22 protein-coding genes are annotated in these 24,004 nt (G+C 72.3%); 12 read left to right on the forward strand and 10 right to left on the reverse strand.

Annotated features, from left to right (window positions below):
• Positions 1-42 precede the first annotated feature (42 nt).
• From FIP57_RS20445 to FIP57_RS20460, 4 genes are read left to right on the forward strand one after another with little or no spacing between them, the layout of a single operon-like run.
• A complete protein-coding gene (locus FIP57_RS20445; protein WP_148575415.1) occupies positions 43-1,245 on the forward strand; it encodes a sensor histidine kinase in 1,203 nt (400 codons plus the stop codon).
• The gene (locus FIP57_RS20450; protein ID WP_148575416.1) at positions 1,242-1,910 is read left to right on the forward strand and encodes a response regulator; all 669 of its coding nucleotides are present in this window, start codon (positions 1,242-1,244) and stop codon (positions 1,908-1,910) included. Before FIP57_RS20445 ends, FIP57_RS20450 begins: the two co-directional genes overlap by 4 nt.
• A complete protein-coding gene (locus FIP57_RS20455; protein WP_148575417.1) occupies positions 1,907-2,533 on the forward strand; it encodes a GNAT family N-acetyltransferase in 627 nt (208 codons plus the stop codon). The genes FIP57_RS20450 and FIP57_RS20455 overlap by 4 nt, the downstream gene beginning before the upstream one ends.
• The gene (locus tag FIP57_RS20460) at positions 2,530-3,105 is read left to right on the forward strand and encodes an HXXEE domain-containing protein (protein WP_203231377.1); all 576 of its coding nucleotides are present in this window, start codon (positions 2,530-2,532) and stop codon (positions 3,103-3,105) included. The genes FIP57_RS20455 and FIP57_RS20460 overlap by 4 nt, the downstream gene beginning before the upstream one ends.
• A 383-nt stretch (positions 3,106-3,488) precedes the next feature.
• Here FIP57_RS20460 and FIP57_RS20465 read toward each other — a convergent pair whose 3' ends face one another.
• The 5 genes from FIP57_RS20465 to FIP57_RS20485 all read right to left on the reverse strand — a co-directional run bounded on the left by FIP57_RS20465 (position 3,489) and on the right by FIP57_RS20485 (position 10,121).
• The gene (locus tag FIP57_RS20465) at positions 3,489-4,535 is read right to left on the reverse strand and encodes an LLM class flavin-dependent oxidoreductase (protein WP_148575418.1); all 1,047 of its coding nucleotides are present in this window, start codon (positions 4,533-4,535) and stop codon (positions 3,489-3,491) included.
• Between the two features lie 37 nt (positions 4,536-4,572).
• Entirely contained in the window at positions 4,573-4,905 is a 333-nt protein-coding gene (locus FIP57_RS20470; protein WP_203231378.1) for a hypothetical protein, read from the reverse strand.
• Entirely contained in the window at positions 4,902-6,410 is a 1,509-nt protein-coding gene (locus FIP57_RS20475; protein ID WP_148575419.1) for an FAD-binding oxidoreductase, read from the reverse strand. The genes FIP57_RS20470 and FIP57_RS20475 overlap by 4 nt, the downstream gene beginning before the upstream one ends.
• A 3-nt stretch (positions 6,411-6,413) precedes the next feature.
• On the reverse strand, positions 6,414-7,823 hold the full coding sequence (locus tag FIP57_RS20480; protein WP_203231379.1) for a (Fe-S)-binding protein: 1,410 nt from the start codon (positions 7,821-7,823) through the stop codon (positions 6,414-6,416).
• Between the two features lie 120 nt (positions 7,824-7,943).
• Positions 7,944-10,121, reverse strand: a complete 2,178-nt coding sequence (locus FIP57_RS20485; protein ID WP_238993635.1) for an MMPL family transporter — start codon at positions 10,119-10,121, stop codon at positions 7,944-7,946.
• Positions 10,122-10,268: 147 nt separating this feature from the next.
• Here FIP57_RS20485 and FIP57_RS20490 point away from each other — a divergent pair, with 147 nt between their 5' ends.
• Both FIP57_RS20490 and FIP57_RS20495 read left to right on the forward strand, forming a co-directional pair.
• A complete protein-coding gene (locus tag FIP57_RS20490; protein WP_162529900.1) occupies positions 10,269-11,438 on the forward strand; it encodes a sensor histidine kinase in 1,170 nt (389 codons plus the stop codon).
• On the forward strand, positions 11,390-12,031 hold the full coding sequence (locus FIP57_RS20495) for a LuxR C-terminal-related transcriptional regulator (RefSeq protein ID WP_148575422.1): 642 nt from the start codon (positions 11,390-11,392) through the stop codon (positions 12,029-12,031). Before FIP57_RS20490 ends, FIP57_RS20495 begins: the two co-directional genes overlap by 49 nt.
• A 61-nt stretch (positions 12,032-12,092) precedes the next feature.
• On the opposite strand, the gene FIP57_RS20500 is transcribed toward FIP57_RS20495, so the two are convergent.
• The 4 genes from FIP57_RS20500 to FIP57_RS20515 form a co-directional block, all read right to left on the reverse strand.
• Positions 12,093-14,882 carry an FAD-binding and (Fe-S)-binding domain-containing protein gene (locus tag FIP57_RS20500; RefSeq protein WP_148575500.1) on the reverse strand — a complete coding sequence of 930 codons (2,790 nt, stop codon included), beginning with the start codon at positions 14,880-14,882 and terminating at the stop codon, positions 12,093-12,095.
• The gene (locus tag FIP57_RS20505) at positions 14,879-16,462 is read right to left on the reverse strand and encodes a GMC family oxidoreductase (RefSeq protein ID WP_148575423.1); all 1,584 of its coding nucleotides are present in this window, start codon (positions 16,460-16,462) and stop codon (positions 14,879-14,881) included. The genes FIP57_RS20500 and FIP57_RS20505 overlap by 4 nt, the downstream gene beginning before the upstream one ends.
• The gene (locus tag FIP57_RS20510; protein WP_203231380.1) at positions 16,459-16,956 is read right to left on the reverse strand and encodes a hypothetical protein; all 498 of its coding nucleotides are present in this window, start codon (positions 16,954-16,956) and stop codon (positions 16,459-16,461) included. Before FIP57_RS20510 ends, FIP57_RS20505 begins: the two co-directional genes overlap by 4 nt.
• A gap of 109 nt (positions 16,957-17,065) precedes the next feature.
• The gene (locus FIP57_RS20515; protein WP_148575424.1) at positions 17,066-17,836 is read right to left on the reverse strand and encodes an IclR family transcriptional regulator; all 771 of its coding nucleotides are present in this window, start codon (positions 17,834-17,836) and stop codon (positions 17,066-17,068) included.
• Positions 17,837-17,950: 114 nt separating this feature from the next.
• On the opposite strand from FIP57_RS20515, the gene FIP57_RS20520 reads away from it, so the two are divergent.
• The gene (locus tag FIP57_RS20520) at positions 17,951-18,271 is read left to right on the forward strand and encodes a putative quinol monooxygenase (protein ID WP_148575425.1); all 321 of its coding nucleotides are present in this window, start codon (positions 17,951-17,953) and stop codon (positions 18,269-18,271) included.
• Between the two features lie 118 nt (positions 18,272-18,389).
• On the opposite strand, the gene FIP57_RS20525 is transcribed toward FIP57_RS20520, so the two are convergent.
• The gene (locus tag FIP57_RS20525) at positions 18,390-19,031 is read right to left on the reverse strand and encodes an FMN-dependent NADH-azoreductase (protein ID WP_148575426.1); all 642 of its coding nucleotides are present in this window, start codon (positions 19,029-19,031) and stop codon (positions 18,390-18,392) included.
• Positions 19,032-19,119: 88 nt separating this feature from the next.
• Between FIP57_RS20525 and FIP57_RS20530 the strand changes: the two genes are divergently transcribed.
• The 5 genes from FIP57_RS20530 (at position 19,120) to FIP57_RS20550 (ending at position 23,994) form a co-directional block, all read left to right on the forward strand.
• Positions 19,120-19,638 carry a MarR family winged helix-turn-helix transcriptional regulator gene (locus FIP57_RS20530; protein WP_148575427.1) on the forward strand — a complete coding sequence of 173 codons (519 nt, stop codon included), beginning with the start codon at positions 19,120-19,122 and terminating at the stop codon, positions 19,636-19,638.
• A gap of 88 nt (positions 19,639-19,726) precedes the next feature.
• Positions 19,727-20,662, forward strand: coding sequence for a metallophosphoesterase family protein (locus FIP57_RS20535; RefSeq protein ID WP_148575428.1), 936 nt, complete (start codon positions 19,727-19,729; stop codon positions 20,660-20,662).
• 107 nt (positions 20,663-20,769) lie between these two features.
• Positions 20,770-21,171 carry a hypothetical protein gene (locus FIP57_RS20540; RefSeq protein WP_148575429.1) on the forward strand — a complete coding sequence of 134 codons (402 nt, stop codon included), beginning with the start codon at positions 20,770-20,772 and terminating at the stop codon, positions 21,169-21,171.
• A gap of 700 nt (positions 21,172-21,871) precedes the next feature.
• Positions 21,872-22,612: a response regulator transcription factor gene (locus FIP57_RS20545; RefSeq protein ID WP_148575430.1), complete on the forward strand. Its 741-nt coding sequence runs from the start codon at positions 21,872-21,874 to the stop codon at positions 22,610-22,612.
• Positions 22,613-22,653: 41 nt separating this feature from the next.
• Positions 22,654-23,994: a sensor histidine kinase gene (locus tag FIP57_RS20550; RefSeq protein ID WP_238993646.1), complete on the forward strand. Its 1,341-nt coding sequence runs from the start codon at positions 22,654-22,656 to the stop codon at positions 23,992-23,994.
• Positions 23,995-24,004: the final 10 nt, after the last annotated feature.

Below are 24,004 nucleotides of genomic sequence, written 5' to 3' on the forward strand. Positions count from 1 at the left end.
GCGGCCGAGGTGTGGCGGCAGCCCCACGCCTACCGTGGGCGCGTGATCAAGGCCGAGCTCCCGCTGTGGCGCGCCCTGCGCCGCCCCGAGGTGCTCGACCCCCTCATCGCCGCGGTGCTGACCTTCTCGGCGGTCCACGCGCTCTGGAACCCGTCGCCGATCGTCGACTACGACTTCCGGGACCCCGACCTGCTCGGGGTGCTCCTGGCGGTCGTGCCGACCCTGGCCGTGGCGTTCCGCGGGCGGTGGCCGCTGGCGGTGCTGGTGGTCTCGGCCGTCACGTCGTTGCTCCACGCCCAGCTCGGCTACAGCCAGGGGCTCGGCAGCTTCGCGCCGCTGCTCCCGCTCTACACGGTGGCCGCGCACCGGTCGTTCCGGGTCAGCGGCGCGGCGGCGCTGGCGACCATGGCCCTCGTCTCGGTGTTCCTGGCGACGGGGCCGCTCGAGCCAGGGCTCGGTGACTGGTCCTCGAACCTCTTCGTGGTGGCCACGACCTGGGCGATCGGCCGGTCGGTGCGGAGCCGACGGACCAGCCAGCACCACCTCGAGCAGCGCAACCTCGCGCTGCTCGAGGCGCGCGACGCCGAGACCCAGCGGCTGGTCGTCGAGGAGCGCGCTCGCATCGCCCGGGAGCTGCAGGACCTGGTGGCGCACCACCTGACCGAGGTGGGTGTGCAGGTCGCCGCGGCCCGGCGGATGGTGCGGCGGGACCCGGCCACCGCGGAGGAGCTGCTGCTCGGCGCGGAGAGCACCGGGCGCGCGGCCCTCGAGGAGATGCGGCGGGCCGGGGGAGTGCTGGACACCCCGGGCGCGGGCGCCGACCTGCGTCCGCAACCAGGCCTCGACGAGCTCGACCGGCTCGTCGAACGGGAGCGCGCCGCGGGCACGGAGGTCGTGCTCCGCACCGAGGGGCACCCCGTGCACGCCCCGGCCGGTGTCGGGCTCACGGCGTACCGCTTCGTCGAGGAGGCCCTCCGGCACCTGCGCGACGACGGTGCCTCACGCGGCGAGGTCCGCGTGAGGTGGGAAGAGTCGCGGCTCGGGCTCGTCGTCGCGGGCCGCGAACGGAGCCGGGTGCGGTGGCACGACGGCGCGGGCGACGACGCGAACGAGCTGGACGAGCTGGACGGCCTGCGGTCGCGGATCGCGTTGTACGGCGGGGAGCTGCACGTGTCCTGGCACCCGGACGGCGGGCTCCGGCTGGAGGCGTCCTTCCCCCTCACCACGAAGGAGATCAACGCATGACCGTCCGTGTGCTGCTGGTCGACGACCAGCCCCTGCTCCGGACCGGGTTCCGGCTGATCCTGGCCTCGGAGCCCGACATCGAGGTGGTGGGCGAGGCCGCCGACGGCGAGACGGCGCTGACCCAGGTCAAGGCGCTGCAGCCCGACGTGGTGCTCATGGACATCCGCATGCCTCGGCTCGACGGGGTCGAGGCGACGCGGCGCATCGTCGAGGCGCGAGGCGGCGAGGGTCCGCCGCGCGTCCTGGTCCTGACGACGTACGACCTCGACGAGTACGTGGTCGAGGCGCTGCGCGCCGGCGCCTCCGGGTTCCTGCTGAAGGACACCCCCGCCGAGAACCTCGTGGACGCCGTCCGCCTCGTCCACGAGGGCGACGCCGTGGTCGCGCCAGGGGTCACGAAGCGGCTGCTCGACCGGTTCGCCAAGCTGCTGCCGACCACCCGGCTCCCCGCGGCCGTGGTCGCCGAGGAGCTGACCGAGCGGGAGCGCGACGTCCTGCTGCTCGTCGCCCGAGGCATGTCGAACGCCGAGATCGCGAAGGCCCTCGTCGTCAGCGAGACCACGGTGAAGACCCACGTGAGCAGCGTGCTGGCCAAGCTGGGGCTGCGTGACCGGGTGCAGGCGGTCGTCTACGCCTACGAGTCCGGCCTCGTGACGCCGGGATGAGCACGCGCGTGGTCCAGGTCCGTACGGCGGTCGAGGCGGACGTCGAGGCTGCGGCCGAGGTGTTGACGGCGGGGTTCCTGGACTATCCCTGGACCGCGTGGACGGTGGACCGCGAGGACCGCGAGCAGCGGCTCAGGGCGCTGCACCGGCTCTACCTCTCGCGGGTCGGTGTGCCGTTCGGCCACGTGGACCTCGGGGTCGTGGACTCCGAGGTCGCGGCCGTCGCGGTCTGGCTGCGGGCGTCGGACGTGCCCGCCGAGGTGTGGGCCGACATCGCCCCGGCCGCCGTCGAGCTCGCCGGCGCCCGTGCTGCGGCCGCTGCCGCTGCCGATGCGGCACTGGCACCGTACCGCCCCTCCGACGAGCACCTCCTCCTGGCGAGCGTCGCGGTCGCGCCGGAACGCCAGGGCACGGGGCTCGGCACCCGGGCGCTGGCCCCCGGTCTGGAGCGCGCGGACCTCGAGCAGCTTCCGGTGCACCTGGAGACCAGCTCGGAGCGCAACGTGCGCTTCTACGGACGGCTCGGGTTCGGGGTCGTCGAGGCCGTCGAGCTCCCCGGAGGTGGACCGCGCACGTGGCTGATGCGCCGTGAGCCAGGGACATCAGGGAGGGACGACCGGTGAACGACAGCGCGCTCGCCAGCGGCCGGGAGCCGGGGCTGCTGCCGCCCGCAGTGACGTGGGGGCTCTTCGCCGCCTGGGCGGTGCACGACCTCGAGGAGCTGTGCACCATGGCGGGGTGGGGCGACCGGGCCCGTCCCCGGTTGGAGCGCAACGTGGCCTGGGTGCCTCCGGCCGTCTGGCGCCGGATGTCGGTGACCCAGGAGCACGCCACCTTGGCGATCGCGGTGATGGGCGGTGTGATGGCGTCGGCATCGGCGAGTGGCGCGAGGACGGGAGGCCGCAGTCCCTGGTTCCAGGCGGTGCTCGCCGGCTTCGGGCTGCACGCCGTCCCGCACGTGGCGTCGGCGGCGCTCACCCGCGGCTACACCCCTGGGGTGGTGACCGCGCCGACAGTGGTGGGGCCATTCGCCCTATGGGCTTGGCGGGAGCTGCGAAGGGCCGGTGTGCCGATCGCGACGATCCCGCCGGCCGCGGTGGTGCTCGGCCCGGCGGTGGTCCTCGGCGCCCACGTCGCGGCGTCCGGGCTCCTCGGTGTGAGGAACCGCTGGAGGCAGCGCCGCGGCCGCGGTTGACCGCAGCCATCAGCCCTTCGTGCCCCCCAGCGGCATCCAGCAGGACACCCGCGGTGACACCGAGCCCCGCGCCCAGCAACAACCCTGCAGCGAGGGCCTCGCCGACGAACAAGGCGATGAGCATGCTGATCGCCGGACCGAAGACCAGTCCGTACGTCAGCAAGGACATGCGGACCCGGCGGAGATGTGCTCAGCGGCGGCCCCTGCGGTCAGGATCCTGGCGCCTGTGCGTCGTCGATGTTGCCATCGCAGTCGCCTCCTTCTCCTCCGGGGATGGACGCGGACAAGGTGTCGAGCCGGTTAGTGCCTCACGGGAGACTCTCACCGGCCGCGCCCTGCTCCGGGCAGCAGGAGAAGGGCGCGGCTTGCGATGAGTTGTGACCTCAGGCGAAGGCGGGCATCACCTTGTCGTGGATCAGCTGCAGCTGGGTGTTGACGTCCGGGACGCCCTCCAGCTCACGGCCCATCAGCGCCTTGACCAGCGAGGCGTCGGTGATCGCGAGGATCATGTGGTTGACCCCGGCTCCCGCGATCTCCTGCAGCTTCTCGACGCACTCCTCGGGCGTGCCGGCGACCGACAGCCGGTCGGCGAGCTCCGGCGAGGTCAGCTCGATCCCCTTCGCCATGTCGCCGGCCCCGATCGCCTCGATGATCGGCTGCAGCTGCTCGGGGTCGACGCCGTTGCGCTGGAGCTGCTCGTGCGGCATCGACGAGGCGTAGAGGCCGACCATGCTGCGCGCGGCGTCCTTCGCGATCGCGGAGTCCTCGGCCACCGAGAACACCACCCAGGCGCCGAGGTCGAGGTCCTGCACGTTCTTCCCGGCGCGCTCCGCGCCGACCGTGCAGTGCTCGATCATGTAGTCGTACGCCTCGCGCGTGTAGCTGAGCGCGTGGTGGCAACCGTCGGAGAACTCCGCGGCCACCTCGAACGACTTCGGCCCGCGCATCGAGCCCATCTTCACCGGCAGCCGCTCCTGGACCGGGCGGGCGAAGGTGAAGAGCCCGTTGTAGTTGAAGAACTCGCCGTCGAAGGTGATCACGCCGTCGTCGAGCAGCGTCCGGATCACCTGCACGCCCTCCTTGACCCGGGAGAGCGGCTTGGTCTTCGCCCAGTCGATGCCGTACTGCGCGAGGAGCCCGAAGTTGCCGCTGGAGAGGACGACCTCGGCGCGCCCGCCGGTCAGCTCGTCGAGGGTCGCCGCCGCCTGCGCGATCAGCGTGGGCTCGCGCAGCACGACGCCCGAGACGCTCGGCCCCATCCGGATCTGGGAGGTCTCCGCGGCGGCGGCGGCGAAGAGCAGCCAGAGGTCCTTGTGCCAGGTCTCGTCGGCTGCGTACACCGCGTGGAAGCCGAGCTCGTCGGCCTTCTTGATCGAGGCCAGGGACTCCGAGAGGGGGTAGTCCGGGAGCATCACGTAGCTGAACTTCATTCATTCCTCCTCGAACGGGCCGGAGCCCGGTTGGTGGTCAAACTCCGGTGGGACCCTCGCCGCCCGGTCCCGACGATGACTCCGCCTCGACCTCGGCCAGCAGCTCGGAGCCGGTGACGACGGAGTAGGCGAAGTGCCGGTGCATCCACGCGAGGTGGTCGGCGCGGCTGTTCATGATCCGCAGGCTGTCCCAGTTGGGGAACTGCTGCTGCAGTACCCACCGCTCCATGAGGCGGGGGTCCACCTCGAAGACGTGGGGGTGCGTGGTGATCGCGACGTCGGTGACCCGCTCGGGCTCGGGCGGGGTCATCTGCTCGGCGTAGCGGTACCCGATGCGTCCGTTCGTGGCGCTGTTCGGCGAGTCGCTCATCGCTGGCTCCCGTCGTAGGCCTGGTCGAGGAGGTACTTGCCCGGGTTCATGATGTTGTTCGGGTCGAGGGTGCGCTTGAGGTCGAGCATCACGCCGTAGCCGCGCCCGAGCTCCTCGGGCACCAGGTCGACCTCGCCCTCGCGGCAGGAGCCGTGGCAGGCGCTGATCGAGCCCTGGTGGGCGATCGCGACCGCGGCGATGTCCCGCTTCGCCTTCACCCACATCTCCCAGGCGCGGTCGTCGAGCTGCTGCTCCCAGATGCCGACGTCGATCTCGGTGAGGTAGTCGACGCCGGTGTCGGCCGAGGTGTAGGCGAACATCCCCCAGTCGTCGAAGACGTCCGTGCGTCGCCGGAGGTCCGCGACGATCTCGTGCCAGGCCTTCGACACCGCGGGGAGGTTCGTGTAGTTGACCGCGGCGTCCTCGCAGTGCCAGCTCATCGGCACCACCTGGCCGGCCTTGGTGCGGCCGTGCAGCGGGGTCGCGTAGCGGTCGTGCCGTGCCGCCCAGTCGCCCTCAGAGATCTCGTCGCCGAGGTAGCGGGCGCCGTGCTCCTTGGCGATCCGGAACAGCCGCTTGCCGCCGACCCGGACCTCGTCCTCGTAGCCGTACAGCACCGCGCACACGAGCGCGCGCACATCTGCCGGCTGGGGGATGTAGGCCTCGTCGTCACGGCGGAGGTAGGCGACCTTCCACTCGTCGAAGAGCACCGCGCCCGCGAACGTCGCGACCCCCGCGCGCGCGAGCGCACCCACGCAGCGGTAGGCGTCGTCGTAATTGTCGAACGCCCAGAAAGGTGACAGCTCTGCCTCGGGCTTCGGGTAGAGCTTGAGCGTCGCCTCCGTCGCGACCCCGAGCGTCCCCTGGTGACCCATGAACAGGTGCTTGAGCTGGTAGCCGCTCGACGACTTGCTGATCTTGCGGCCGATGCCGTCGCCGACGTGCATGACCTCCCCGGTGGGGAGGACGTGGTCGAAGCTGAGCACCAGGTCGCGGGTGTGGCCGTAGCGCGCCCCGATCAGCGACCAGCCGCTGGTGCCGATGCGGCCGCCCACCAACGAGCACGGGTACGACGCGGGGTCGTCGGGGTAGAAGAGCCCGTGGCGGGCGAGCTCCTCGTTGAGCTTGAGCATGTTGATGCCGGTGCCGACCGTGACGGTGCGGTTCTCGAGGTCGAGCTCCTTGATCTGGTTCATCCGCTTGACGTCGAGGACGATCCCGCCGTGCAGCGGCACGGCACCGTCGGTGAGCCCGGTGCCGCCGTCACTTGGGACGACCGGGACCCGGAGCTCGTTGGCGATCCGCACGACCCCGGCGACCTCCTCGGTGCTGGTCGGCAGCACGGCGAGGTCGGGGAGCCGCTCGGACCAGCGGTGCACGGGGAACGGCGCGGGGACCCGTGCCCGGTTGTAGCGGTCGGGCTTCGAGGTGAGGATCTGCTCGTCACGGAGCACCGTGCGCAGCGCGGTGACGAGCTCGTCGAGCCGCTCGGCGACCAGGGTCATCGTTCACTCACCCCGCTTGCCGACCGGCTCGTCGTTCGCGGTCTCGACCCGTGACGGGTCCGCCCCGTCGGCCCCACCACGCGAGCCGCCGACGACGATCCCGAGGGACTCGGCGAGCAGCTCGTGGATGTCGACCACGTCGATGCTCTCGCTGCGGCCCGCCTCGCCGAGGGGGCGCTCGGACCACGGGCAGGCGCTGACCAGCGTGTCCACCTCGAGGGCCGAGGCCTTCTGGATCCGGTTCGCCGAGATCGCCGCCGTGAGGTCGGGCTTCTCGACGGGGAGCCCGCCGCCACCACCGGAGCAGTAGGACCACTGGGTGACCCGGTCGACGTCCTTGAAGTCGAGCCCCGGGATCGCGCGGAGGATCTCGCGCGGCTCCTTCCAGATCCCCTTGCGCTTGTTGAGCCGGCAAGGGTCGTGGTAGGTGATCGACCGCTCGATCGGGACCGACGGCGTCAGCCGCCCCTCGCGGATCAGCTGCGCGAAGAGCTCGACGACGAGGACGACCTCGATGTCGTAGTCGTCGCCGAAGTACTTCGGGTAGTCCTCGGTGAACGAGATGTAGTCGTGCGGGTCGAGGACGAGCACCCTCCTGGTGCCGGTCGAACGCCAGTTGTCCAGGTTGTGCTGGGCGAACCGCTTCGCCTGGTCGACGTACCCCATCTCGGCGGCGGGGCCGCCGCAGCACCACTGCTCGCCCATCAGCCCGAACTCGTAGCCGGCCAGCTGCAGGACCTGCGCTACCGCCCGCGGGACCGAGGTGCGGTAGAACGCGGCCTCGCAGTCGACGAACAGGACCGTCTCGCCGCCGATCGGGATGTCGAGCCCCTCGGACCAGTCGCGGACGTGGTCCTGGCTGACCGGGGTGTCGCCGAGCACCGGCTCGTGCGTGCGCTCGTCGGTGCGGGCGTTCCAGGTCCGCCACTGCGGCTGGTGGACCCCGCTGTCGACGGCGAAGGCGCGCACCGCCTTGACCACGTCGACCGTGCGGGTGCGGAACCGGTAGAAGTCGCCGGTGAACAGCGAGTTGGGGCAGCGCAGCTCGCAGGCCCCGCACTGGGTGCAGTTGACGTAGTCGGCGGCGACGTCCTCGATGGTCAGCTCGCCCTTGTCCATCGCGACCACGTTGGCGTGGAACGCGGTGGGCGTCCACGACTCGTTGCGCGTCACCTGGGTGACCGGGCAGACCTCGCGGCAGAACTTGTGGCCGGAGGAGAAGCAGTTGTACGACGCGTTGCGCCACTGCTCGGTGAACTGCTCGGTCGGGGTCGGGTCGTCGCTCGGTGGTACGACGTGCTCGCGGGCGATCTCGTCGGGGATGAGCGCGAGCTCCTCCGGGTTGTCGCGCATGCCCGGTGTGAACGGGACCGCGACCGGGTCCGACGTGCCCTGCCGATCCAGCTGCGTCATCTCTCGCCCTTCGCTAGAACGTGATCTGGCCCACAGGGTTCGCAACCTATTGGTCCGCGTCGTGGGCCACAAGGGGTGCAGGACCCCATGGACACGGGCACGTCGTCCCAGGTCAGCGCGTTACCGACTCGTGAGGGCGTACGCCGGCTCGGGCTCGGCCACCACCTCGCCCCTGGAGGCCTGCGGGCGCGCCGGCCACCAGGACCGCTCGCCGAGCAGGACCAGCAGCGCCGGCAGCAGGACCAGCCGGATCAGCGTGGCGTCGAGGAGGATGGCCGCCGAGAGGCCGACGCCCATCGTCTTCATCTCGAGCATGCTCAGCGTCGCGAAGATGGCGAAGACCGAGACCATCACCGCGGCCGCGCTGGTGACCACCCCGGCGGTGTCCGCGATCCCCTTCTCGACGGCGAGCCGGGTCGGCAGCCCGCGGGCGACGTGCTCGCGGACGCGGCTGAGCACGAAGACGTGGTAGTCCATCGACAGCCCGACGAGCACCACGAGCACGAACAGCGGCAGCCAGTCGATCACGAACCCGGGGCTGGTGAAGTCGAGGAGGTCGCTGCCCCAGCCCTCCTGGAAGACCAGGGTGAGCACCCCGAAGGCGACGCCGACGGAGGCGAGGTTCAGTGCACCGGAGACGACCGCGAGGACCACGCTGCGGAACGTCACGACCATGATGAGCATCGTGAGCAGAAGCACGAACCCGACCACCAGCAGGAGCCGGCCGTCCTGGTTGTCTGCGAAGTCGAGGTTCGCGGCAGGACCGCCACCGACGGCGTGCTCGGCGACGGCGTCCACACCGCCGAGGGTCGCCGGGACCACGTCCTGGCGGAGGGTCCGGATCGCGTCGTCGACCCGCTCGTCGGACTCCTCGAACGGCATCCCGAGGGTCAGCACGGAGGTCAGCCCGTCGTCCGACGTACGGACCGGGTCGTCGCCGACGACGAACTCGCCGGTGGCGCTCGCCTGACGGGCGACGTCGGCGAGCGCGGCGTCGACGGCGTCGCGGTCGGCCCCCGAGCGGGCCCGGACGACGACCTCGGCGGCGGCGCCGGCGTCCCCGGGGAAGTGCTCCTCGACCGCTCGCAGGGTCTGGACCTCCTCGATCGACGCGGGCAGCGTCTCGAGGGTCGCGGAGTGGGTGCGCATCGCGAACGCCGGCGCCGCGAGGAGCGCGACGACCACCGCCGAGAGCACCAGTGCCACGCGCGGGTGACGGACCACCGGGCCGAGGACGCGCGAGCTGATCCCGCCGCGGCCGATCCGTCGGTTCAGCCGCCACAGCCCGGGGACGCGGGGGCGGTCGACCCACCGGCCGAGCTTGACCAGCAGTGCGGGGAGCACCGTGATCGACCCGAGCACCGCGACGGCGACGACGAGGATCGAGCCGACCGCCAGCGAGTCGAACGTGGCGTCGTCGACGACGAAGAGGCCGGCCATCGCGGCGATCACCGCGCCGCCCGAGACCAGGATCGAGTGGCCCGAGGTCTGGGCGGCGATCTCGACAGCGTCGCGGGTGCTGCGGCCGGCGGCCCGCTCCTCGCGCTCGCGCTTGAGGTAGAACAGCGAGTAGTCGACGCCGACCGCCATCCCGATCAGCACGATCATGCTGCTGACCGTCCCCTCGGCGTGGACCAGGTGCGACAGCGGCGCCATCACGCCGATCGTGGCGGCGACGCTGGTGGCGGCGAGCAGCACCGGGAGCCCCGCGGCGACCAGCGCCCCGAAGGCGAGCAGCATGAGGACGAGCGTGACCGGCAGGCTGATCCCCTCGGCCGCGCGGAGGTCCTGCTCGACCTGCTCGTCGATCCCCGCGTCGACCGTCACGCTCCCGGCCTGCCGGACCTCGAGCCCGGGGTGGTCGGCCTGCGCCTGGCGGGTCACCTCGCTCAGGCCGTCGGCGTCCTCGTCGGCCAGCTCGACCTGCACGAGCAGGGCCGACCGGTCCTGGTTCCACACAGGGTCGCCCACCCGGGCAACCCCGTCGGCGTCCGCGGCGGCCGCGGCCACCTGCTCCGCGGCCTCCTCGGCCTCGGCCCGGTCCGGCACGCCGGAGCGACCGGTCACCAGGACGTTCTCGGTCTCGGGGTCCTCGAGCCCACCCGCCTCGACCATCTCGTCGGCCCGCCCGGACTCGCCGAGCCGGTAGTCCGCGTCGGTCGTCTGCACGGTCGGGATCGAGACCGCCAGCCCGACCGCCACCGCGACCAGGGCGACCCACCCGAGGATCGCCCGCCACGGATGGCGTGCCGACCAGGTCGCTGCTCGCATCGGGATCGCTGTCAACGGGTTGCCCACGGCTCGCTCCTCACCTCCGGGCCGGCCCCGGTGGCCGGCCCGTCCAGCGTCGAGCCGCGTGGCCGGCCGGTCAGGGGGGCGGCCACCCGGCCGGTGGTGGTGCCAGCACCACCCCGCGACGGCGTCCGGCCAGGGAGGATGGACGCCGTGACCACCGAGACGAGCACACCGGCCCAGCGCCGCCCGGGGCCCTGGCGGCTGACCGGGTACGCCGCCGTGCAGGTGCTGTCCGTGGTGCCGCTGATCGTGCTGCTCGTGCTCTGGATCCTGGGGGCGGCGCTGGTCCTCGTCTGGGCGGGGCTCGCGATCCTCGCCGTCGCGGTGCCGGCGACCCGCTGGCTGGTCGGGGTGCACCGGCGGATGGCGGGCCGGGTGCTCGGGACGCCGCTGCCGGAGCCCTACGCCCCGGTGCCCCCGGGGCCCCTGGCATGGGTCCGGCCGGTGGTCTCGGACCCGATGACCTGGCGGGACCTCGGGTGGATCCTGGTCGCCACCACGCTCGGGTTCGCCGTCTCGCTGCTCGTGATCCTGCTCCTCCTCGTCGTCGTCACCGCGCCCGTCTGGTGGTTCGCCGCGCCCCCGCTGATGCGGCTGCGGTCGCAGGTCGACCGGTTCTTCCTGGCCTACAGCCGCACCGAGCGGCTCGAGCAGCGGGTGCAGGCGCTGACCGAGTCGCGCGCCGAGGTCGTCGACCACTCGGCCGCGGAGCTCCGCCGGCTCGAGCGCGACCTCCACGACGGCGCCCAGGCCCGGCTGGTCGCGCTCTCGATGAGCCTGGGGATGGCGGACGCGACGTTCGACCAGGACCCCGAGGCGGCGCGGAGGCTCGTGCGCGACGCCCGCGAGACCACCGCGGCCGCGATCGGCGACCTCCGGTCGGTGGTCCGCGGCATCCACCCACCGGTGCTCGCCGACCGCGGGCTCGGCGGGGCGGTGCAGGCGGTGGCGCTCGACATGCCGATCCCGGTCGAGGTGCAGGTCCGGCTGCCCGGGCGGCCGCCCGCCCCGGTCGAGTCGGCGCTCTACTTCGCGGTCGCCGAGTGCCTGGCCAACGTCGGCAAGCACGCCGGTGCCCGCCACGCCTGGGTGGGGCTGCGCCACGAGCGCGGGGTGCTCGTCGCGACCGTCGGCGACGACGGGAAGGGCGGCGCGGACCCGGCCGCCGGGACCGGGATGCTGGGGGTGAGGAGACGGCTCGCGGCCTTCGACGGCACGATGCGGGTGTCGAGCCCGGTCGGCGGGCCGACCCTGGTCACCCTGGAGGTCCCGTGCGCCTTGTCCTCGCCGAAGACCACGCCCTCCTCCGCGCCGGGCTGACCCAGGTGCTGGAGGGCGCCGGCTTCACGGTGCTGCACGCCGTCGACAACGAGCCCGAGCTCCAGCGTGCCCTCCGGGATCCTTCGGCGGACGCCGCCGTGCTCGACGTACGCCTCCCGCCGACGCACACCGACGAAGGGCTCCGCGCGGCGATCGCGGTCCGCCAGGAGCGGCCGGGGTTCCCGGTGATGGTGCTGTCGCAGTACGTCGAGCAGCTCTACGCCCGCGAGCTGCTCGCCAGCGGCGACGGCGCCGTGGGCTACCTCCTCAAGGACCGGGTCTCCGACGTCACCGAATTCGTCGAGGGGGTCCGCCGGGTCGCCGCGGGCGGGACCGTCCTCGACCCGCAGGTCGTCTCGACCGTGATGGCGCGCCGGCGGGAGGAGCCGCTGGACCGGCTGACCCCCCGCGAGCGCGAGGTGCTCGCGCTGATGGCGGAAGGCCGCTCGAACGCCGCCGTCGCGGCGCGGCTCGGCGTCACCGAGAAGGCGGTGCTCAAGCACGTCAGCAGCATCTTCGCCAAGCTCGACCTGCCGGTCGACGAGGACGACCACCGAAGGGTGCGTGCGGTGCTGGCATGGCTGCACGTCTGACTCCGGGGCCGCCGGTGACGGTGGCCACCGCTGCTTTCGCGGCCCGGCCTGCGACGCCGTGTCACACGGACGGAGGCTCGGTCGCCTCGTCGAGCACCTCCAGGACGTGCCGGTACGCGCGCCCCGTCGCCTTGGTCATCCCGATCTCGCAGGTCCGGTTGCTGGAGACGTACGCCGTGGAGCCGCCGTCGACGGAGACGACCTCCGCCGCCTCCTTCGCCGTCGCCGCCGCGGTGAGCTCCGGGTGGAGGAGCCCCCGGTCGCCGGCGAACGCGCAGCACCCCCAGTCCACGGGGACGACCACGTCGTCGGCGACCTTGCCCGCGAGCGCGACGAGGGCCGCGGTCGCGCCGGTGGCGGTCGTGGAGCAGGTGGGGTGGACGACGACCCGGTCGAGCCGGCGGGCGGGAGGGAGCCGCTCGGCGACGTGGCCGACGGTGAAGTCCAGCGCGTCGAGCACCCGCACGTCGGCCTCGGCGAGCAGCAGCGCGAGCCCCTCGGCGCAGCTGCTCGCGTCGACGACCACGGGGAGCCGGCCGCCCTCCGTGGCGACGTCGACCGCCTCCCGCACCCGGTCACGCATCCGCTCGTAGCCGGTCAGCTGCCCCTTCGACTTCCACGGCGTCCCGCAGCAGAGCCCGTCCAGCCCCGGCGGGGTCCGCAGCCCGACGCCGGCCCGCTCGCAGAGCCGGACGAACGCCGCGGTCGCGCCGCCGCCAAACAGCGTGCCGGTGCAGGAGGCGAGCAGCACCGCCTGCGGGTCGGGGTCGTCGAGCGCCGGGCGCTTCCGGCCGCCCGAGGTGAGCACGGGGTCGTACGCCGGCACGTGCTCGGTGCCGGCGACCCGACGGGCCACCCCGGCGAGCCGCCGGGGGACCGAGGACGGCAGCCGGTCCGCGGCGGTGAGCGCCGCCGAGCCGAGCCGGGTGGCCGTGCTCCACCGGTCGGCGGCGAGCGCCCAACCCCGGTCGGCGGCCCGGGACGTCGCGTCGGCACGCAGCCTCCGGGTCAGGTCGCCGGTGTCGATCAGCACCGGGCAGGCGGTCGCGCACATCCCGTCGGCGGCACAGGTCTGCACCGCGTCGTACTCGTAGTCGCGCTCGAGCGACTCCAGCAGCGCCGTGTCGCCGCGCTCGGCGGCGGCGACCATCTCACGCCGCAGCACGATCCGCTGCCGTGGTGTCGTGGTGAGCGTGCGGGACGGGCAGACCGGCTCGCAGAAACCGCACTCGACGCACCGGTCGACCTCGGGCTCGACCTTTGGCGCGGTCTTCAGGTCGCGGAGCCAGACACCCGGGTCGTCGGTCAGGACCGAGTCGGGGTTGAGGATCCCGGCCGGGTCGAGGAGCTGCTTCACCTCGCGCATCGCTCCGGTCAGCGTGGCGCCGTACTGCCGCTCGACGAACGGCGCCATGATCCGGCCGGTGCCGTGCTCGGCCTTGAGGGTGCCGCCGAGGTCGAGCACCAGGTCGACCATGTCGTGGGTGAACGCCTCGTAGCGGCCTAGATGGTGCTGTGACGAGAAGTCCTCGGTGAGCATGAAGTGCAGGTTGCCGTCGCGGGCGTGGCCGAAGACGACGGGCTCGTCGTAGGCGTGCGTGGCGAAGAGCTCGGCGAGCCCGGTGGAGAGGTCGCCGAGCCGGTCGACCGGCACCGCGACGTCCTCGAGCAGCGCGTTGCTCCCGGTCGGCTTCGCACCGGCGACCGCGCTGTAGAGCCCCTTCCGGGTCCGCCACAGCAGCGCGCGCTCGGTGGGGTCGGTGGTCAGGTCGGCGGCGGTCGCGAGGGGCAGCTCCGCGAACCGCGGTGCCGCGTCGTCCTGCAGCCCCCGCAGCTCGTCGGGTGTGGTCGCCTGGAGCTCGACGAGGAGCGCCGCGTGGCGGTCGACCTCGAGCCGGCGCAGCTGCTCGGCGACGACCGGGTCGGCCTGGGCGACGCGCAGCGAGGCGGCGTCGAGCAGCTCGGCGGTGGCGACGCCGACGTCCTCGAGGGCGGGGACGCTCGCGGAGGCGACGTGCACGTCGTCGAAGACCAGCAGCCCGGTGGCGGTGCTCGGCAGCACCTCGACGGTCCGGAACACCGCCGAGGCGACGAAGCCGAGGGTGCCTTCGCTGCCGACCATCAGCCGGACCAGCAGCTCCACCGGGGCGTCGTGGTCGAGGAACGCGTTGAGCCCGTAGCCCATCGTGTTCTTGATGGAGAAGAGCCGGCGCAGGGTGGCGACCGACTCGGCGTCACCGCGGAGCCGGTCCCGCAGCGCGAGCAGCCCCGCGTGCAGCGCGGGCTCGCGCTCGGCGAGCAGCCGGTCGGCGTCGGGGCGTGACGAGTCGACCACGGTGCCCGACGGCAGCACGACCACCATCGACTCGATCGTGCGGTAGGCGTTGAGCTCGGTGCCGCACTGCATCCCCGAGGAGTTGTTCGCGATCACGCCGCCGAGCGTGCAGGCCCCCTCGCTCGCCGGGTCGGGCCCGAGCCTGCGGCGGTACGGCGCCAGCCGGGCGTTGACCGCACGGACCGTGACGCCCGGCTGCACGCGAACCCGGCGGCCCTCGTCGAGCACCTCCACGCCGCTGAACGCCGTGCGGGTGTCGACGAGGACCGAGTCGGTGAGCGCCTGCCCGGACAGCGACGTGCCGCCGCCCCGGAACGTCAGCGGCACCCCGAGCCGGGTGCACGCCCGCATCACCTCGGCCACCTCGCCGGCGTCGCGAGGGACCGCGACCGCCTTCGGGTGGAGCAGGTAGTGCGAGGCGTCGTGAGCGCGGGCGAGCAGGTCGATCGGGCGCTCGAGGACCCCGCAACCGGAGTCCCCGAGCGCCCGTGCGAGCCTCGTGGCGAGGTCGTTCAGAGCTCGCCCTTCCCCAGCTGGTCGGCGATCCGCTCGGCCTGGCGGATCGCCAGCGCGACGATCGTCAGGGTCGGGTTCGCCGCGGCACCGGTCGTCATCACCGAGCCGTCGCTGACGAAGAGCCCCGGCACGTCGTGCGCCTGGCCCCACTTGTCGACGACCCCGTCCTCGGGACGCGCGCTCATCCGGCAGGTGCCGAGGTTGTGCGTCGCCGGGTAGGGCGGCGTGTGGTGGGTGCCGACCGCGCCGACCGCCTCGTACATGAGGTCCGCGCGGCTGTAGCCGTGCTCGCGCATCGCGACGTCGTTCGGGTGGTCGTCGAAGTGGACATCGGGAGCGGGGAGCCCCCACTGGTCCTTCAGTGCGGTGTTCAGCGTGACCCGGTTGGTCTCCTGAGGCATGTCCTCGCCGACGATCCACAGCCCTGCGGTGTTCTCGTAGGCGTCGAGGACCTCGGTGTAGCCGGGACCCCAGCTGCCCGGGTCGACGAATGCGGCGAGGAACGCCGGGCCGAGGGAGAGCGTCTCCATGTAGTAGCCGCCGGCGAACCCACGGGAGGTGTCCTGCCGCGCCTCGTCGGCGACGATCCCGGCCATCGTCTCGCCGCGGTACATCCGCACGGGCCGGTCGAAGCGGGCGTAGACCGAGCCGGTGGTGTGCCGCATGTAGTTGCGGCCCAGCTGGCCCGAGGAGTTCGCGAGGCCGTCGGGATGGAGGGCGCTGGCGCTCATGAGCAGCAGCCGCGGCGACTCGATCGAGTTGCCGGCGACGCAGACGATCCTCGCGGCCTGACGGTGCAGGTTGCCGTCCTTGTCGAGGTAGAGCACGGCGTTGGCCCGGCCCTGGGCGTCATGGGTGACCTGCACGGCCTGGCTCTCCGGCCGGAGGTCGAGCTTGCCGGTCTCCAGCGCCCGCGGGATCTCCCGGACGGCGGTGCTCCACTTGGCGGTGCTCTTGTCGCCCTGGAAGTTGAAGCCGTCCTGGACCGAGGCGGGGCGACCGTCGTACGGCTCGGCGTTGGTGCCGTAGGGGCCGGTGGCGTAGAAGCGGTAGCCGATCTTCTCCGCGCCGTTGGCGAACACCTTGTAGTTGTTGTTCGCCGGGAGCGCGGGCCGACCGTGGCGGTGGGTGGAGCCGATCGCGATCTCGGCGCGGTCGTAGTACGGCGCGAGGTCGTCGAGGGTGATCGGCCAGTCGAGGAGGTTGGCACCCTCGATCTCGCCGTAGTAGGTGCGGGTCTGGAACTCGTACGCCCGGAACCGCGGCGTCGCACCGGACCAGTGGGTCGTCGAGCCTCCCACGGCCTTGACGATCCACGCAGGCAGGTTCGGGAAGTCGCGCGCCACGCGGAAGGAACCGGAGGCGGTGCGGTTGTCGAGCCACGCCATCTGGTTGAACGCGGCCCACTCGTCGTTCTCGTAGTCCTCGGGCTTGAGGTACGGGCCGGCCTCGAGGACCACGCACGGGATCCCCTTCGCGGTGAGCTCGTAGGCGAGCGTCCCGCCACCGGCGCCGGAGCCGACGATGACCACGGCCTCCTCGTCGTGGGGGATCGGCTGTCCCAGGCTGTTCTCGCTCATCGCTGGTCTCCTGCCGTCGCTGCGGGCATGTCGTCGGGGGCCACCTCGACCAGCTGCTCGGGGCCGTCGTACTCCTCGATGCGGGGGCTGGGCAGCCAGTCGAGGTCGTCGAAGCCGCGGTGCAGGTAGCCGCCCTTGTCGAACGACGGGCCTTCGTAGCCGAGCAGCTCCCAGGTCTCGTGGTCGTTGTAGAGGGTCACCACCGCGACGCCGCGGATGAAGACGAAGAACTCCGCGTCCTCGATCTCCTTGAGCAGCGCCAGGGCGGCCTCGTCGTCGAGGTCGGCGAAGGAGCCGCCGGCGCGGGCGTCGAGGGCGTCGAGCCCGTTGGTCAGGGCGAGCTGGTGCCACAGCGTCGCCTGGCTCTGGGAGAGGATCTCGTCGGCGGTCCGCTCGTAGGGGCCGTCGGGGAACTTGGGGTGCGGGTAGGCGGCACGGAGCAGCCGCACGAGCGAGGCCCGCCGGTCCGCGTCGGTGGTGGGGTTGTCGGGCACGGTCCCTCCAGGGTCGAGGCGTTGTGAGGGCCGTCACGCTAGGCAGCGCGGAGTCGGACGAGGAAGGCTCCTTCTCGTCCGGTGAGAATGCGCGCAGGCAGGGTCGCCGTCACGCCGGGAGGAGCCGGCCGATCCGCGACGCGGTGGCCCGGAGCGCGGTCTCCACCTCACCCCGCCCGGCGCGGAACCGGGCGTCCGGTCCGGACACCGCGACCGACCCGAGCAGGGCGCCGCGGGCGCTGCGGACGGCGGCCGCCGCGCAGGTCGCCCCGGCCTGGAACTCGCCGAACTCCCAGGCGATCCCGCGGTCGGCGACCCGCCTGAGCTGCTCCTCGAGCTCGGCGTGGGAGGTGATCGTTCCGGGGCCGTACTGCGGCATCGGCTCCGGGTCGAGGTGCTGGGCGCGGTGGTCGGCGTCCATGTTCGCGAGCAGGATCTTGCCGAAGGCGGTCGCGTGGGCGGCCTCGTGGAACCCGAAGTCGATCGGGGGCAGCCGCGGGTGCTCGGGGGAGTCGGCGGTGAAGACCACCACGATCTGCGACCCCCGGTGCAGCGCCAGGTAGGCCGCGACCTTGAGCTCCTGGTGGAGCGCGGTCACCGCGGTCCGCACCTCTCGCGGCACCCCGATCTGCTGGTGCAGCGAGACGCCGAGCCGGTGCAGCTTGTAGCCGAGCTCGAACCGCTTCTCCTGCCGGATGTGGACGAGGTAGTCGCTGTCGAGCAGCTCGCGCACCAGTCGGTAGACCGTCGGCACCGGGAGCCCGGTCGCGTCGGAGATCTCCTTCGCGGTCGCCCCGCCGCGGGAGGCGACCACCTCGAGGATCTCGAGGGTGCGCTGCACCGAACCGGCGCGGGCGGCCCCCACCTCGGCGTGCGTCATGCGGCGACTGTATGTCGCCGTTTCTCACCGGGCGAGAAGCGGCCCTTGGGGAGCCCGGTGGGCCCGTGACAGCATCGCGGCCGTCCGTCCTGCGCCTACCGAGGGAGCCGCGCCATGATCTTCATCTGCGTCAAGTGGAAGGTGAAGCCCGAGCACGCCGACAACTGGATCGAGCTGACCCGGGAGTTCACCGAGGCCACCCGTGCGGAGCCGGGCAACCTGTTCTTCGACTGGTCGCGCAGCGTGGAGGACCCGAACGAGTACGTCCTCATCGAGGCGTTCAAGGACGACGCCGCCGAGCCGCACGTGACCTCCGACCACTTCAAGAAGGCGCAGGCCGAGCTCCCGCAGTACGTCCAGGAGACCCCCAAGATCCGCAACGTGCAGATGGAGGGCGACCACTGGGACCGCCTCGGCGAGTTCGAGGTCTCCTGACCTCTTGTCGAACCGCCCTTCGTGGCGGGCGTGAGGGCGTTGAGCCGCCCCTCGTGGTGCGCGTGAGGGTGTTGAGCCGCCCCTCGTGGCGCGCCACGAGGGGCGGCTCAACGCGTTCTCAGGCGGCGTAGCGCGCGGCCAGCGCGGTGCCGACCTCGGCCGCCGACTCCTCGGCGGTCTTCCGCATCAACGTCGCGAGCTCGGTGAACTCGTCGAGCGCCGGGTTGACGCCGACGAGGGTGAACTCCCGCTCGACGACGGTCAGCTCCGCGCCCCAGATGTCGACGAGGATCCGCCGCAGGTAGTCGGTGTTGTGGTCCCACCCCTCGCGTGGGGTGCCCGGGCCGTACGCGCCGCCGCGTGTCGTGACCAGGACCGTCGGAGTTCCCTCGAGCAGCCGGGTGCCCTGCGGCGCGCCGGCGAGCGCGAGGTCGATCCAGGTCTTCACGTGCTGCGAGACACCGAAGTTGTAGAGGGGGAGCGCGAGCACCGCGCTGCTCGCCTGCTGCAGCTCGCCGGCGACGGTCTGCGCGATCCCGAGGGACTCGCGCTGCCGGTCGGTGCGCTCCTCCTCCGGGACGAAGCCGCAGGTCACGGCCGACTGCCAGGCGTCCGCAGGGAGCGGCTGCTCGCCGAGGTGGCGGCGTACGACGGGCACGTGCGGGCAGGTGGCGACGAGCTCCTCGAGCACGAGGTCGGCGAGGGCGCTGCTCGCGGAGCGGTCGCCCTGGATCGAGGCGTCGATGCGGAGAACGGTCATGAGAACCCCTTCAGGGCGCGACTTGAATGTTCAAGAAGACCGTACGCCGACTCATTTGAATGTTCAAGTCGGTGGTTAGGCTGGATCCATGAGCACTGAGGTCGAGGTGGAGGGCGAGGTCCCCTGGCTGTCCGCCGGCGAGCAGGCGGAGTGGCGGGCCCTGATGGCCCTGCTGATGACGCTGATGCCTGCCCTCGACGCGCAGCTCAAGCGGGACGCCGGCGTGAACGTGTTCGAGTACCAGGTCCTCGCCGGGATCTCCGAGGCTCACGACTGCGCGATGGGGCTCAGCGAGCTCGCCGCCCTCTCGCGGGGATCGCTCTCCCGGCTCTCCCACGCCGTCACGCGGCTCGAGAAGGCCGGCTGGGTGGAGCGTCGTACCTTCGTCGACCGGGGTGGCCGCCGGACCGAGGCGCGGCTGACCGAGGCCGGGATGGCGAAGATCGAGGAGATCGCGCCCGGCCACGTCCGTGAGGCGCGCCGGCTGGTCCTCGACGTGCTGACCCCCGAGGAGCTCGCGACCCTCGGGACGGCCGCCCGCAAGATCACCGCCGCGATCGGCGCCGCTGCCGCGGAGTCCTGCACCGAGCCGCCGCCGAGCTGCTGATCCCGGCCCTGTGCGGCGCGGGCTCCCTGCGCCAGACTGGTCGCCCGCCGCCCCGCTCCGGGTGGCGCTGCGACGTCAGGAGTCCCCCATGAGCTGGTCACGTCGCAGGGGACCCGCGGTCCTCGGAGCGGTGCTCGCCCTCGCCGCGACGCCGGCCGCGTCGCATCCGGTGACGTCGGAGGCGCCGCCGCCCGCCGCGGTCGAGAGGCCGAAGCGGCCCGAGGTCGTGCGCGTCGTCGCGGTCGGGGACATCGCCTGCGCGCCGGGGTCGACGGTCACCGAGACCCGGTGCCGCCACGAGGAGACCTCCGACCTGGCTCGGCGGCTGCAGCCGCACCGGGTGCTCGCCCTCGGCGACCTGCAGTACCCGATCGGCTCGCTGACCGCGTTCCAGAAGTCCTACGGCCCGACGTGGGGCCGGCTCCGCAGCATCACCCACCCGGTGCTCGGCAACCACGAGTACCAGACGACCGACGCGCTCGGCTACTACCGGTACTTCCGGAACCGCCAACCCGGTCCGCCCGGCTACTACACCCGGAAGTACGGCACCTGGCGGGTCTTCGTGCTGAACAGCAACTGCGGCTACATCGACTGCGCGCGGCAGCGGCAGTGGTTCAAGCAGGGGCTGAAGAAGCACCGTTCGCGCTGCACGCTGGTGGCGATGCACCACCCCCGCTACACCTCGAGCCTCGGCGCCACCCTGGGGAAGGGCGTCGCGAAGCTCGCCGGGGTGGCGTACCGGCGGGGCGTCGACCTGGTGCTCTCCGGTCACGAGCACAGCTACGAACGGTTCCGCAAGCTGGACGCCCGTGGCCGGCGGGCGAAGGACGGGTTCGTGCAGCTGGTCGTCGGCTCGGGCGGCGCGTCGCACCGCGAGCTGGTGGGGCCGGCCACCGGGTCGGAGTACCAGGACGACGAGAACTTCGGCGTGCTGCGGCTGAGCCTGCGCGACGGTGGTTACGGGTTCGCGTTCGTGACCCTCGACGGGGAGCGGCCCGACCGGGGCAAGGGGCGCTGCGTCTGAGCCGCGTCTCTCTCAGGTTGCCGCCGGAGCTGCCGAAAGGAGCTCTCGGGCGGACGTCTCGGGCCGCGCCGCGGCACAGTCCGCCTCCTCGCACCCAAGGAGGAGCATTGAGAAGACTCATCATCGGGCTCGTCGTCGCGGTCATGGTGGCGTTGTCCGCCGGGCCCGCCACCGCCGCGCCCCGCGACCACCGGTACTACGGCGACACCGCGCGCCAGGTCGCCCAGCAGATCGGCTGCAAGAAGTTCAAGGCGCAGCGCGTGGGCAAGGACCTGAAGCCCTACGTCAAGAGCGTGGGAGTCTGCGTCAAGAACGGCCGTCCGCTCGGCATCTTCACGTTCAGCGGACCCAAGAAGCAGAAGACACTCGAGATGTTCTTCTACATCGGGGCGAAGCCCCGCGAGCACTGGGCGAGCGGTCGCGGTGCCCTCATCGCAGGTCGCAACTTCAACAAGCCGGCGGCGAAGCTGGGCGCGAAGCTCCTGCGCGGCCAGGTCCACCACGGCTGACTGAGGGCCTAGACGACAGGCGTGCGCCGGGCGGCGTCCGTAGCCGACCCGGGTCCTGCTCCTCGGTGCTGCGGTCACGGTCGACCCGGAAGAGCGACGCGTAGTCGCCGAACCGGAACGGCGGTTTCGCGGTGGCGCTCGAGCAACGCCGGCTCACGGGTGCCCTCCTTCTCCTGGTGGGTCCCGGCGCGCCTGTCGTCGCGGTTGAGGAACAGCCGGCCGTCCTCCTTGGTCGTCCACGACTCGTTGACGACCCACTGGTCATCGCCACCGTCGTGCTCGACGACGCGGACGTGGTCGAGCCAGAGCCGTCCGTCGCAGCAGCACGCCGTACGGCCGTGCTCGTGCTTCCGGCGAACCTCGTCGACCGAGCTCCACCCGTTGCCTCGACAGGAGGGCGGCGGTGCCGCCCCCCTGTCGGCGACGATGTCCCCCGCATCGTCGATCCGGTGACCACCGCGTTCGCCGACGCAGTCCCCTCCCCGCGCCGAGGTGGTCCGTCGGCACGGCTCACCGCCGCTGGGTCGGCGAGGTGCGAGCCAGTGCCGGGCCACTCCGCTGTGGGTGGTCGACGAGGTGCAAGCCTGGCGTCCGCATGTGACGACCAGGCGTCGACGAGGATTGCAATCCCGTGACAATATCGTCGCGGAGAGCAGGTGATCGCGGTCGGTTGCTTGCTGCGCGGGACATCATGGCGGGGATGACTACCCGGGTGCTGGTGCTCGAGGACGACGACGGACTCCGTACGTCGCTCCGGCTGGTGCTCGAGGACGACGGCTTCTCCGTCGTGGAGGCCGGCGACGCGGAAGCCGCACTGCATGTCGTGAGCGACGACCGTGTCGACCTCATGCTGGTCGACCTGATGCTCGGGGGCATGGACGGGTTCACCTTCATCCGGCGCGCGCGAGCCCACGCGGAGGCACCGATCGTGGTGATCAGTGCCCGCGAAGGGGTCGAGGACATCGTCTCCGCGCTGGAAGCCGGGGCCGACGACTACGTCACCAAGCCCTTCGACGTGGAGGAGGTCCTAGCTCGACTCCGTGCCCTTCTGCGGCGACCGACGCTGTCCGCTGCCCACCCCGGCCCGGCGGACGACGAGAAGCGCGACCACGGCACCACACGTCGCGACGTCTTCGTGCTCGACCAGGCCAACGGCCCGCTGGTCTTCGACCGCGGCGGTGCGCAGCTGACCCGCGGGGACGAGCCGATCCACCTGACCGTGACCGAGTTCCGGTTGTTGTCGGTGCTGACCGAACACTCCGGACGGGTGCTGAGCCGCGCCTCCCTCCTGGAGCACGTGTGGGAGGGCGGGTTCTTCGGCGACGAACGCATCGTCGACGTGCACGTGCGCCGGCTGCGCAAGAAGCTCGAGCAGGATCCGAGCGATCCCTCGACCCTGGTCACGGTGCGGGGGCTCGGCTACCGCCTCGACGTTCGATGACCCGGTGGTGGGGGCCCCGCGGAGTGCGGGCTTCCGTGACGATGGCGTTCGCCGTGCTGGCGCTCGTCCTCTCCGCAGCCTTGGCGTCGGGCACCTACTTCTCGGCGCGTCACCTGTTGGTGGAGCAGAGGGAACGCACCGCCCTCAGGCAAGCGTTCGCGGACGCCGCCCTGGTCCGGGACAGCCTCCGGACGCCGGAGAACCAGGTCAGTGACGTGCTCGGATCGATCGCCCCGCCGGCGGGCGCCACCATGTACGTGCACCGCGCGGGTTCCTGGTACTCCTCGTCGTTGGACCGGCCGGGGGAGAGGCTGACCGCCCCGGTCAGGGCGACCGTCGCGGACGGCTCCGTCGGACTCGCGTGGAGCTCCCTCACCGAGCCGAGCTCCCTCGTGGTCGGCATCCCGCTGCCCGCCGTCGAAGCCGAGTACTACGAGGTCTCGGTGGCCGAGGAGCTCGACGGCACCTTGCGCACGCTGGCGCTGGCCCTGGGCGTCGGCGCGGCCCTCACCACACTGGCGGGCGGGCTGCTCGGAAGGGCCTTGAGCCGTCGTGCCCTGGCTCCCCTCCTGGACGTGACGGGCGCCGCCGTCCGGGTGTCCGTGGGCGACCTCGACACACGGCTCCGGGAGACCGACGACCCGGACCTCTCCGTCCTGGTCGGTGCCTTCAACCACATGGTGGACGCGCTCGACGAACGCATCCGGCGAGACGCGCGTTTCGCCGCAGACGTCAGCCACGAGCTCAGGACGCCGGTCACGACGCTGAGCACCAGCCTCACGCTCCTGCAGAGGTCGCCCGGGCTCGGACCGCAAGCCCAGAGCGCCGTACGGCTCATGGCGGACGAGCTGGCCAGGTTCCGGCGGGCGCTCGAGGACCTGCTGACCCTGGGCCGCCTGGACGCTTCGGTCAACGAGGCCGAGCTGCTCGTCACGGATGCCCGAGAGCTCGCAAGGCAGGCGCTGGCGGTGAGCGGCCGGCCGGCTCACCTGCTCACGACGGAGTGCCACCCCGGACGGGCTCCGCTGGTGAGCGTCGACAGGTCCCAGATGCTGCGCGTCCTGACCAACCTCTTCGACAACGCCGACGTCCACGGTGGTGGGCTCGCACGAGTGACGGTCGTCGACCAGGGCCACCACGTCGAGCTGCGGGTCGCGGACGAGGGGCCCGGAGTGCCTGTCGCCGACCGCGAACGCATCTTCGAGCGTTTCGCCAGGTCCGGCCGTGCGAGGGCGGGAACCGGGAGCGGTCTCGGGCTGAGCATCGTCGCGCAGACGGTGAGGAACCACGGTGGAGGGGTGTGGTGCGCCGACCACGTCACGCGAGGCGCGGAGTTCGTCGTCCGGCTGCCGCGCGCGGACCCTGGGGCGGCGACCCGGTGACCCCGGGGTC

It is taken from the genome of Nocardioides caldifontis (assembly GCF_008087345.1).
In the GTDB taxonomy this organism is placed as follows: Bacteria; Actinomycetota; Actinomycetes; order Propionibacteriales; family Nocardioidaceae; genus Marmoricola_A; species Marmoricola_A caldifontis.